General features: G+C 62.6%; 8 protein-coding genes. 4 read left to right on the forward strand and 4 right to left on the reverse strand.

What is annotated here, in order from left to right:
* Window positions 1-109 precede the first annotated feature (109 nt).
* The 4 genes from IEQ11_RS14530 to IEQ11_RS14545 all read right to left on the reverse strand — a co-directional run bounded on the left by IEQ11_RS14530 (window position 110) and on the right by IEQ11_RS14545 (window position 6,932).
* Window positions 110-1,129 (reverse strand): protein kinase domain-containing protein, encoded by a 1,020-nt coding sequence (locus IEQ11_RS14530; RefSeq protein WP_191820842.1) that lies wholly within the window; start codon window positions 1,127-1,129, stop codon window positions 110-112.
* 483 nt (window positions 1,130-1,612) lie between these two features.
* The gene (locus IEQ11_RS14535) at window positions 1,613-2,167 is read right to left on the reverse strand and encodes a DUF3228 family protein (RefSeq protein ID WP_191820841.1); all 555 of its coding nucleotides are present in this window, start codon (window positions 2,165-2,167) and stop codon (window positions 1,613-1,615) included.
* A 518-nt stretch (window positions 2,168-2,685) separates the two neighbouring features.
* Window positions 2,686-6,300, reverse strand: a complete 3,615-nt coding sequence (locus IEQ11_RS14540) for a methylmalonyl-CoA mutase family protein (RefSeq protein ID WP_191820840.1) — start codon at window positions 6,298-6,300, stop codon at window positions 2,686-2,688.
* 419 nt (window positions 6,301-6,719) lie between these two features.
* Window positions 6,720-6,932 (reverse strand): hypothetical protein, encoded by a 213-nt coding sequence (locus tag IEQ11_RS14545; protein ID WP_191820839.1) that lies wholly within the window; start codon window positions 6,930-6,932, stop codon window positions 6,720-6,722.
* Between IEQ11_RS14545 and IEQ11_RS14550 the strand changes: the two genes are divergently transcribed.
* The 4 genes from IEQ11_RS14550 (at window position 6,931) to IEQ11_RS14565 (ending at window position 11,145) form a co-directional block, all read left to right on the forward strand.
* A complete protein-coding gene (locus IEQ11_RS14550; protein WP_036110971.1) occupies window positions 6,931-7,248 on the forward strand; it encodes a YXWGXW repeat-containing protein in 318 nt (105 codons plus the stop codon). The genes IEQ11_RS14545 and IEQ11_RS14550 overlap by 2 nt on opposite strands.
* Before the next feature lie 728 nt (window positions 7,249-7,976).
* Window positions 7,977-9,080: a Glu/Leu/Phe/Val dehydrogenase dimerization domain-containing protein gene (locus IEQ11_RS14555; protein WP_036110968.1), complete on the forward strand. Its 1,104-nt coding sequence runs from the start codon at window positions 7,977-7,979 to the stop codon at window positions 9,078-9,080.
* A 153-nt stretch (window positions 9,081-9,233) separates the two neighbouring features.
* On the forward strand, window positions 9,234-9,986 hold the full coding sequence (locus IEQ11_RS14560) for a carbonic anhydrase (RefSeq protein ID WP_191820838.1): 753 nt from the start codon (window positions 9,234-9,236) through the stop codon (window positions 9,984-9,986).
* 1 nt (window position 9,987) lies between these two features.
* Entirely contained in the window at window positions 9,988-11,145 is a 1,158-nt protein-coding gene (locus IEQ11_RS14565) for an isovaleryl-CoA dehydrogenase (RefSeq protein ID WP_036110963.1), read from the forward strand.
* The last annotated feature ends 96 nt before the right edge of the window (window positions 11,146-11,241 follow it).

Consider the following 11,241-nt stretch of genomic DNA (forward strand, 5'->3'; position numbering starts at 1 on the left):
GACCTTGATTTTCCTACACCTAACGGAGAAGCTTCAGCTGAAGTAGAAAAGGACGAAGAAGTCCGCCATCGAGGCAAAATTGACCTCTTAACCCCAGTCCATATGACGCTCATCTCAACACCATTTTTGATTGAATTTCCGCTTTACGGCGCAAGTTGCCAAATCGGGAGACATACTTTCTAACATCATATTGCTCATCGGTCCGGCCAATGTGGCGTGGATCACCTCGCCTCAACGGATTTGGCTCACACAACTGCTTAATGATGGCAAGCACTGACACTGCTACATCTCCATCAAAGCAATCGCTCATTTCTTCAAATGCCGAAGAATATGCGTCAACAATGAACGGTAGAACTTCTCTGTACGTCCCCCGCCACGATAGGTAGTCATGTTCTGCCGGGATGTGTCGTTTGACAATCGCATTCATGCTCGCACCGGTGAACAAAAAAACCGCTAGGCTACCGAGTGAATAAAGATCCGCAGCAACCCGAGAAATTACCCAGTCGGCATTTTTCTCCCCATAAATTAACTCTGGCGGGGCTACCGACCATGCACCGGGCACCCGATTTCCATCTCTTGGGCAGGAAACGCCTTTACGAGAAGCGCAGCCAAGATCCGAAACCTTAAACCGAGAGGCGGATTCAAATGTCAACACATTCGAAGGCTTAATATCCTGATGCGCGACTTGCGCATAATGCAATTGCTCCAACCCCAGAGCAACCTCATGCAATATACCCAAGGCCCAAGCAAGTTGAACCTGTCCAAATTCGACAAGAGCCTTGCGAAGATCCCCCTCTGCCGGCTCGAACAACAAATAAGGAACGCGACCGAGTTGCGAATCATCTACCTTTATATATCCACTATCCAGCGCAGTAACGACACGAGTCATTTTTCGATTTGCACAGAAGCCGAGAAGCTCTTGTTCAAACTTAAACGCACTGACGGCTTCTTGTAGTGCGTGAAGAAGATCTTCCTCCTGCAATGCCTTCGAAAAATCTAGCGCTTTTAAGAAAGCAATCTCACCATTTTCTGAATTCTTTGCCAGATAGCCAATCGAAAAGAATGATCCGGTCTGACCATCCAATCGCTCTATACGATTAACGACGCTCCAGCCTGAATCTAAATTCAACCCAGCGAGTCTCGCAGCTGGCGGCAACTCACCGTCATCTACACTCCCAAAGCCCATTTTAAGCCCCTGTCATTTTCTATGTATCGTTAATATCTATTAGGCGAAACATAATACAACAAAGCCACATTATTGTTCGGCGCGGCGCTTTTAAAAGAACATGTAGACGGCTCGGATTACACATTAATTATTACATAATGAGTGGAGCCATTGAGAGCCTTAAACACTCCTGTGATGCTCAAACGCAATAGGGTGCCGAACTAGGCCGCGAATTGACGAGTCGTGCGTTCACCATGGATTCGGCGCGGGAAAAAGGTGGTGTTCTTAACTAAAGACATCTACGAAAATTCACCATACACCCGTTAGCGGCGCGCATCCTCTTGCGAAAGGAGTGGCGGCAGCGTCTACGGCTAAAGCAAAAAGCCCCGCAGAAGCGAGGCCATCGATGAATCGACTCGTTGCCGTTAGTGAACCCGTTTCGCCCTATCACCGCCAATTGGCATGCGTCCGCCAAAATTCAACGCTGCGCAAATAAGCCGCCCGATCCAACCCCACCCCAGACCCACCCTCTTCCACCCCAAGCGCATTACGCATCATCGTAATCGGCGCCATTGGCGTCTCGACCGGTTCGGCGGTGTACATGCAGCCGACCACGCCCCAGTCGGCGGTGGTGTCAGTGCCTTCTTTCGCCAGTTGTTCGCGGCTGTAGAGGATGACGATGAGGTAGTCGGCCACGGGCGGGTCGATGCCTTCGAACCAGCGCACCAGCACGGGCAGTTCGTCCTTGGTGCGCGCCTCGTAGTCGCTGCGCAGCAGGTGGCGGTTGGCGTCGGTGATCGGCGCAGTCAGGCAGCGGGTGCTGGTCCAGTTGCGGTGGACGTGCAGTTTGCAGAACGGGGCGTAGCCGTCGAGGACGGTCAGCGGCGGGACGTCGTTGAGGTGGCGCTCGAATTGCTCGGGCGTGATGTCCTGGATGGTGTTGCGGCGCGGTTCGCGCGGGAACAGGCGGGCGCGGGCGAAGTCGGTGAGGATGATGGTCATGGGGGGATTATCGGGCAGCGCGCGCCGGGCCGTCTGGGGCGGGTCGACTGCTCTGTGTTTTCGGGCGACGGCGCGTTTGCGTCCGCGGATGGGCTTGTGCGGAGGCCGCCTTTTCGGCGGCGGCTGCGGTGCTGTCGCGGCCCACCCGGCGTGGCCCGGTATCCGCGGCCACCGGTCAGATCGCTCCGGAGCCATCGATCCATGCGTACAGTCCGCTGATTTCGCGATCCGGCGATTGCTCGGCGTCCATCGAGAACAACTGCCAATGGGCTTCGCGGCCTGGCGGCAGCGGGATGCATGAAATCCCGGGGGCCTTGATCGAGCAAGGCCGCTATGCGGTTGGCGGTTACGCGACGGCCCGGCTCGTGGGGTTGTGTGAAATCGGCGGGTGGGGTTGCGCCGGCGGTTGTGGGGGCGTGGTCGCGGCTTGCGCCGCTCCTACAGTCGGGTGCCGGGCTGTGTCGTGGTTGCAATAAAAAAGGCCCGCGGGGGCGGGCCTTTTTTGGATGGCGATGGGGTTACATGTTGCGTCGGTATTCGCCACCTACGTCGTACAAGGCGTGGCTGATCTGGCCGAGGCTGTGGGTCTTCACCGCTTCCATCAAGGACGCGAACACGTTCTTGCGGTCGCGCGCGGCGGCCTGCAGGCTGCGCAGGCCTTCGCTGGCGTAGTCGTTGCGGCCTTGCTGGTACGACAGCACGTTGTCGATCTGCTGGCCCTTTTCTTCGGGGGTCGAGCGGATCAGTTCGATCTCGGTGACGATGTCGCCGCCGTGGTCCTTCGGCAGGAAGGTGTTGACGCCGACCAGCGGCAGGCTGCCGTCGTGCTTCTTGTGTTCGTAGTAGAGGCTTTCTTCCTGGATCTTGCCGCGCTGGTACATGGTGTCCATGGCGCCGAGCACGCCGCCGCGCTCGCTGATGGCTTCGAATTCCTTGTACACGGCTTCTTCGACGATGTCGGTGAGGTAGTCGACGGCGAAGCTGCCCTGCCAGGGGTTTTCGTTGAAGTTGAGGCCCAGTTCCTTGTTGATGATCATCTGGATCGCGACCGCGCGGCGCACGCTTTCTTCGGTCGGGGTGGTGATGGCTTCGTCGTAGGCGTTGGTGTGCAGGCTGTTGCAGTTGTCGAACAGCGCGTACAGGGCCTGCAAGGTGGTGCGGATGTCGTTGAACTGGATTTCCTGCGCGTGCAGGGACCGGCCGCTGGTCTGGATGTGGTACTTCATCATCTGGCTGCGCGGGTCGGCGCCGTAGCGCTCGCGCATGGCGCGGGCCCAGATGCGGCGGGCGACGCGGCCGATGACGGTGTACTCCGGGTCCATGCCGTTGCTGAAGAAGAACGACAGGTTGGGCGCGAAGTCGTCGATCTTCATCCCGCGGGCGAGGTAGTACTCGACGATGGTGAAGCCGTTGCTCAGGGTGAAGGCGAGCTGGCTGATCGGGTTCGCGCCGGCTTCGGCGATGTGATAACCGCTGATCGACACCGAGTAGAAATTGCGGACGTTCTTGTCGACGAAGTACTGCTGGATGTCGCCCATCATGCGCAGGGCGAATTCGGTGCTGAAGATGCAGGTGTTCTGGGCCTGGTCTTCTTTCAGGATGTCGGCCTGGACGGTGCCGCGCACGGTGGCGAGGGTCTTGTCCTTGATGCGCTGGTAGGTTTCGGCGTCGACGACCTGGTCGCCGGTGATGCCCAGCAGGCCCAGGCCGAGGCCGTCGTTGGTTTCGGGCAGCAGGCCGCTATATTGCGGGCGCTTGCGGTCCTTGAAGATGGCTTCGATCTTGTCGTGCGCGGCGTCCCAGCGGGCGCCGTCTTCGCGCAGGTATTTCTCGACCTGCTGGTCGATGGCGGTGTTCATGAACATCGCCAGCAGCATCGGCGCTGGGCCGTTGATGGTCATCGACACCGACGTGGTCGGCGCGCACAGGTCGAAGCCGGAGTACAGCTTCTTCATGTCGTCCAGGGACGCGATGTTGACGCCGGAGTTGCCGATCTTGCCGAAGATGTCCGGGCGCACGGCGGGGTCTTCGCCGTACAGGGTGACGCTGTCGAACGCGGTCGACAGGCGCGCGGCGGGCTGGCCGACCGACAGGTAATGGAAGCGGCGGTTGGTGCGCTCGGGCGTGCCTTCGCCAGCGAACATGCGGATCGGGTCTTCGCCGGTGCGGCGGTACGGGTACACGCCGCCGGTGTAGGGGTAGTAGCCGGGCAGGTTTTCTTTTTGCAGGAAGGTCAGCAGTTCGCCCCAGCTCTTGTAGGTGGGCGCGGCGATCTTCGGGATTTTCTGGTGGCTCAGGGAGTCGCGGTAGTTTTCGACGCGGATGGCTTTGCCGCGGACTTCGTATTCGGTGATGTCGTCGGTGATGGATTTCAGGCGCGCGGGCCAGTCGCGCAAGAGCTTGAGGGCTTCGGACGAGAGGGTCTGGACGGCGTCGTTGTAGCGTTGGCGCAGGGTCAGCAGGGTGCGGTCTGCGGTGATCGGGCTGCCCTCACCCGCGCCTTCGGCGCGACCTCTCCCGCTTGCGGGAGAGGTATTCGACGCAGTTTGGGTGTTCGAAGCAGTTGGGGTGTTCGACGCGACGGAGGTATTCGACGCGGCTCCTGCTCCCTCTCCCGCTTGCGGGAGAGGGCTGGGGTGAGGGTGCGAAGCCAACAACGCATCGGCGGCGAACAAGTCCAGCGCCTTCGGCAACTCCGGATCGTTCAGATCGTGCAGCGACTGCCAATACGACTGCGCGCGATCGGCGACTTCCGACTGGCTTTCGATCTGACGATTGATCGACCGGCCCTGCTCCGCGATCTCGGCGAGGTAACGCACCCGCGCGCCGGGAATCAGCACGGTCGCGCGCGGCTCCTTCAACGAAGTGTCGACGTCGGGCGTCCACTTCTCGGCCGGCAGCGAGAGTTTCTCGCGCAGCAGGCGGCACAGGTTGACGAACATCCAGCTGATGCCGGGGTCGTTGAACTGGCTGGCGATGGTCGGGTAGACCGGCACGTCTTCGTCGGGCGTGGCGAAGGCGACGCGGTTGCGCTTCCACTGTTTGCGCACGTCGCGCAGCGCGTCTTCGGCGCCGCGCTTGTCGAACTTGTTGAGCACGACCAGTTCGGCGTAGTCGAGCATGTCGATCTTTTCCAGCTGGCTCGGCGCGCCGAAGTCGCTGGTCATGACGTACATGGGGAAGTCGACGAGGTCGACGATTTCCGAATCGCTCTGGCCGATGCCGGCGGTTTCGACGATGACCAGGTCGTAGCCCAGGCCGCGCAGGAAGCCGATGCAGTCCTTGAGCACGGTGTTGGTGGCCGAGTGCTGGCGGCGGGTGGCCATCGAGCGCATGTACACGCGCGGGCTGCGCAGCGAGTTCATGCGGATGCGGTCGCCGAGCAAGGCGCCGCCGGTGCGGCGACGGGTCGGGTCGACCGAGATCACCGCCATGCGCATGTCGGGGAAATTGGCGAGGAAGCGGTTGAGCAGTTCGTCGGTGACCGAGGACTTGCCGGCGCCGCCGGTGCCGGTGATGCCGACCACCGGGGTCTTGCCGCCGGCGAGCTGCCACTGCTTGCGCAGGTGCGCGAGCTGGCTTTCGTCGAGCAGGCCTTCCTCGATCGCCGAGAGCATCTTGCCGATGGTGATTTCGTCGTCGATCGCGGCCGGCTTGTCGGGCGTGGTGTCGGCCTGGCGGCCTTCGCTGGCGCGGCGCACGACGTCTTCGATCATCGCCACCAGGCCCATGTGCATGCCGTCGTTGGGATGGTAGATGCGCTCGACACCGTAGGCCTGCAGTTCGCGGATTTCCTCGGGCGTGATGGTACCGCCGCCGCCGCCGAACACGCGGATGTGGCCGGCGCCGCGCTCGCGCAGCATGTCGACCATGTACTTGAAGTATTCGACGTGACCGCCCTGATAGCTGGACAGCGCGATGCCGTCGGCGTCTTCCTGCAGCGCGGCGCGCACGACGTCTTCGACCGAGCGGTTGTGGCCGAGGTGGACGACTTCGGCGCCCTGCCCCTGGATCAGGCGACGCATGATGTTGATCGCGGCATCGTGGCCGTCGAACAGGCTGGCGGCGGTGACGAATCGCAGCGGGGTGGCGTCGGCCTGGGCGGCGGGAAGGTTGGCTGCAGTCGTGCTCATGGCGGTCTCGATACGCAGTACGGGCTGTGCGTATTGTAGCTCCGTGAAGCAGGCACGGTTTGGCGGGTGGCCGTGCGGTGCAGGATGGGCGGCTGCGTTACGGCAGTCGGGGTGGCGGCGTCAATGGGGTTTGGGGCGGCTGGGATGGGTGGAAGCGTGGTGGGGTTGGCGGTGAGGGAAGTCCGACCGCTGCGTTCGCTGTCGGTGGTTTGGGTGCTTGCGTCGGTGCTCCGCCGAGAAGGCCGTGGGATGCCCGCATCCTCCGGACCGTCATTCCCGCGAACGCGGGCTCCGCTTTACTTCGGCGTAGCCGAATATCCAGTGACCTCAAACGCACTGACCAGAAAACTTCGGACCAAGCGCGTTCTGGGGAGTCATGGGCCGAGCCGACTAACCCCACTCTTGCTGCGGCGTTGAAGTCACTGGATTCCCGCGTTCGCGGGAATGACGGTTGGGATGTTTCGCAGACTGTCGGCAGGTTTCGCAACGACCTCAATGTCGCCCGTCATGCAGCCGGCCTTCAGCAATCTGGCGTGGTCATGAACGCGTCCCGCGCCTGCGTCAACAGCGCCGCGGCCACGACGTTGCCATCGACACAGGCGGGTGGCCGCCGAGTCGAGGAGAAGGGTCATGGCAATGCGTCCTTTGGTGTTGGCGGCGATGATCGGCGTGGCGTCGCTGGCGGGTGTGCATGCGCCCGAAGCGCAGGCGCGTACGTATGTGGGCGTGGATGTGCGGGTGGCGCCGCCTCCGCCGCGCTACGAGCGGGTGCGGGTGCGGCCGGGCTATGTGTGGGCGCCGGGGCATTGGCGCTGGGACGGTCGGCGTTATTACTGGATCGGCGGCAGCTACGTACCGGCGCGTCGTGGGTATGTGTATGTCGCGCCGCGCTGGAATGCGTATGGGCCGGCGTGGCGGTTCAATGAGGGGCATTGGCGTCGGCGTTGAGGTTTGCGCGACGCGTTGGGTTGGGTTGAGGTGGCGTGCGCTGAGGTCGCGGTCGAACGGATGTCGCGGCCAACGTCGCTTGCTTGAGCCCTGCCCGCTTTTGTCTGAGCTCTGCTTTAACAGTACTGCGCGCCGCTCATGAAAGCGGCCGTTCCCCCTTTGAAAAAGGGGGCCCAGGGGGGATTTGCTTTTGGCGCTTTGGCGCGAAAAGCGAATCCCCCGGCGCAGTCGTAGTCGTTGGACTTCGTGCTTGCGCAGGCGCCGCGCCCCCTTTTTCAAAGTGGGCGATTGTTTGCGCTGTGGGCGTTGGGTTGGGGCGTTGGGTTGGGCTGTGGTGTCGGAGCGTTTGTATTGGGGAGTGTTTTTGCTGCAGGCGTCTGTGTCGGGAATGGGAAACGCCACTCCCGCGAAGCGCTCGGTCTCCACGAAAGCCTTCTGCGCCCGCGAAGCCTTCGGCCAGTCAAGGCCGGCGTCATCCACGACCACCTCGCCCAACCCGTTTGGATCGTGGCAACCGCCCATCCCGGCAAAGCCGCCGATGCCGCATCCGGCCGCCGCGGCACGCATACCTAGCCGTATTGCCCGATTGCTTTAGACTAGCGCCCCTGCGACGGGCAGCACGGCGCCGCCGCACAGGCGAATTCATTTCTTTTCAACGACTTAACCACACCCAGGCGTGACGCGCAGGCGGAAAATCCCGCGCAATCCCGCCCGGTCCGGAGCACCCGATGATTTTCGAAACCCTCGACACCTTCGGCCATGAGCAGGTCGTCTTCTGCCATAACAAGGACGCCGGCCTGAAGGCCATCATCGCGATCCACAACACCGTGCTCGGCCCGGCGCTGGGCGGCCTGCGCATGTGGCCGTACAAGACCGAGCAGGACGCGCTCAACGACGTGCTGCGCCTGAGCCGCGGCATGACCTACAAGAACGCGGTCGCCGGCCTGAACATCGGCGGCGGCAAGGCGGTGATCATCGGCGATCCGTCGGCCGACAAGTCCGAGGCGCTGTTCCGCGCGTTCGGCAAGTTCGTCGATTCGCTGGGCGGCCGCTACATCACCGCCGAGGACGTCGGCATCGACGTCAACGACATGGAATACGTGTACCGCGAGACCGAATACGTCACCGGCGTGCATCAGGTCCACGGCGGTTCGGGCGATCCCTCGCCGTTCACCGCCTACGGCACCCTGCAGGGCCTGATGGCGGCGCTGAACAAGCGTTTCGGCGATGAGGAAGTCGGCAAGTACAGCTACGCGGTGCAGGGCCTGGGCCACGTCGGCATGGAATTCGTGAAGCTGCTCAAGGAGCGCGGCGCGAAGATCTTCGTCACCGACATCAACAAGGGCCTGGTCGACAAGGCCGTGTCTGAGTACGGCGCCGAAGCGGTAGGCCTGGACGAGATCTACGACGTCAACGCCGACGTCTACTCGCCGTGCGCGCTGGGCGGTACCGTCAACGAGCAGACCCTGCCGCGCCTGAAGGCCAAGATCATCTGCGGCGCGGCCAACAACCAGTTGGCCAACAACGCCATCGGCGACGAAGTCGCCAAGCGCGGCATCCTGTACGCGCCGGATTACGCGGTGAACGCGGGCGGCGTGATGAACGTGGCGCTGGAACTCGACGGCTACAACCGCGAGCGCGCCATGCGCATGATGCGCACGATCTACCACAACCTCGGCCGCATCTTCGAGATCGCCGAGCGCGACAGCATCCCGACCTACACCGCCGCCGACCGCCTGGCCGAAGAGCGCATCACCGCGATCGGCAAGCTCAAGCTGCCGATGGGCCGTTCGGCCCCGAGCTTCCGCGGACGAATCCGCGGCGGTCACTGAGTAAAACTTCGACGGGGCCAACGGCCCCGTCGTCGTATCCGGCGTAGGGTTTTCGCGCCGGCCCGCGTTGAAAAGAATGCGCGGGCGCGGCGCGACCGATGCGCGGTAGTGCGATACATCTCCCAATGTTGTGCAAATGTAAGGACATTCGACATGCGCAAACACGCACTCGCCACCTTCGTGGCACTGAATATGGCCTTCGGCGCCTATGCCGCCGAGCCGGCCAAGCCGGCCGCGCCGGCCCATCACGATGCGCTCGATTACGAACACCAGGAGCAGTGGCAGGCCGCGCACGACAAGTCGCAGTCGCCGATCGACATCGTCACCGCCGGCGCCGTCGACGCCGCCGACAACGAGCCGCGCGCGCTGCAGTTCGAGCACACCCGCGGCGCGGTGGATTCGGTCGAGGACAACGGTCACGCGGTGCAGGTCGACACTCACGCCACGCAGGCGACGATCCGCGGCCGTCATTTCACCCTGGCCCAGTTCCACTTCCACGCCGCCAGCGAGCACACCCTGGACGGCAAGCATTTCCCGCTCGAAGGCCATTTCGTGTTCAAGGCCCAGGACGGACGCCTGGCGGTGGTCGGAGTGATGTACGACGTCGGCGCGGTCAACCCGGTCGCCCAAGAGGTGCTCAACGACCTCAAGCCGAAGAAGAAAAAGGCCAAGCCGGCCCAGCACGAGATCGACATCGAGGGCCTGCTGCCGAAGTCGCGCGGCTACTACCACTACCTGGGCTCGCTTACGACTCCGCCTTTGACCGAAAATGTCGAGTGGTACGTGATGCCGGCGCCGGTGACCATGTCGAAGAAGCAGATCGACGCGTTCCTGAGCCACTACCGCCGCAACAACCGCAACATCCAACCGCTCAACGGGCGGCCGCTGATTCGTTACGAGGGCTGATATGCGCAGTTTTCCCCTGGGTGAAGAGATCGACGCGCTGCGCGATGCCGTGCGCCGTTTCGCCGACGCACAGATTGCTCCGCGCGCGGAGCAGATCGATCACGACAACGCGTTTCCGCAAGACCTGTGGCTCAAGCTGGGCGAGATGGGCCTGCTCGGCATGACCGTGCCGGGCGAATTCGGCGGCAGCGAAATGGGTTATCTGGCGCATCTGGTCGCGATGGAGGAAATCTCGCGCGCATCGGGTTCGGTCGGTCTGTCCTACGGCGCGCATTCCAACCTGTGCGTGTCCAACCTGTACGCCAACGGCAATCAGGCGCAGCGCGAGAAGTACCTGCCCAAGCTGTGCACCGGCGAATGGAAGGGCGCGCTGGCGATGAGCGAACCCGGCGCGGGCTCGGACGTGGTCGGCTCGATGAGCTGCCGCGCCGAACTGCGCGACGGCGTGTGGGTCGCCAACGGCAACAAGATGTGGATCACCAACGGCCCCGAGGCCGACGTGCTGATCGTGTACATGCGCACCGCGGGCAAGGATGCCGGCAGCAAGTGCATGACCGCGTTCATCGTCGAAAAGGGCATGAAGGGGTTCAGCACCGCGCAGAAGCTCGACAAGCTCGGCATGCGCGGGTCCAACACCTGCGAACTGGTGTTCGAGGACTGCGAGATCCCGGCCGAGAACGTGCTCGGCGAGGTGCATCACGGGGTCAAGGTGCTGATGAGCGGCTTGAACACCGAGCGCCTGGTGCTGACCGGCGGCCCGATCGGCCTGATGCAGTCGGCCCTGGACATCGCCCTGCCCTATGTGCGCGAGCGCAAGCAGTTCGACGTCGCGATCGGCACCTTCAGCCTGATGCAGGGCAAGATCGCCGACATGTACACCGCGCTGCAGTCCAGCCGCGCGTTCGCGTATCAGGTCGGTCGCGATTTCGATGCCGGACACAAGAGCCGGATCGATTCGGCCGCGTGTCTGCTGCATGCGTCCGATGCCGCCGTGCAGGTGGCGCTGGAAGCGATCCAGACATTGGGCGGCAACGGCTATATCAACGAGTACCCGACCGGGCGGATTCTGCGCGACGCGAAGCTGTATGCGATCGGTGCGGGTACGAACGAGATCCGGCGGATGTTGATCGGGCGGGAGTTGTTTGACGGCAAGAGCTGAGGGATCTTCGGCTTGGGTTGTCTGGAAACGCCGTCGCGGCTTCGCGGCGGCGTTTTTGTTTGGGGATTCGGGATTCGGGATTCGGGATTGGGGTTC

This window comes from Lysobacter capsici, assembly GCF_014779555.2.
In the GTDB taxonomy this organism is placed as follows: Bacteria; Pseudomonadota; Gammaproteobacteria; order Xanthomonadales; family Xanthomonadaceae; genus Lysobacter; species Lysobacter capsici.

Coding starts and splice junctions, on each gene's coding strand:
- IEQ11_RS14565 (WP_036110963.1), top strand. CDS start 9,988: ATGCGCAGTTTTCCCCTGGGTGAAGAGATCGACGCGCTGCGCGATGCC.
- IEQ11_RS14560 (WP_191820838.1), top strand. CDS start 9,234: ATGCGCAAACACGCACTCGCCACCTTCGTGGCACTGAATATGGCCTTC.
- IEQ11_RS14550 (WP_036110971.1), top strand. CDS start 6,931: ATGGCAATGCGTCCTTTGGTGTTGGCGGCGATGATCGGCGTGGCGTCG.
- IEQ11_RS14535 (WP_191820841.1), bottom strand. CDS start 2,167: ATGACCATCATCCTCACCGACTTCGCCCGCGCCCGCCTGTTCCCGCGC.
- IEQ11_RS14555 (WP_036110968.1), top strand. CDS start 7,977: ATGATTTTCGAAACCCTCGACACCTTCGGCCATGAGCAGGTCGTCTTC.
- IEQ11_RS14540 (WP_191820840.1), bottom strand. CDS start 6,300: ATGAGCACGACTGCAGCCAACCTTCCCGCCGCCCAGGCCGACGCCACC.
- IEQ11_RS14545 (WP_191820839.1), bottom strand. CDS start 6,932: ATGACCCTTCTCCTCGACTCGGCGGCCACCCGCCTGTGTCGATGGCAA.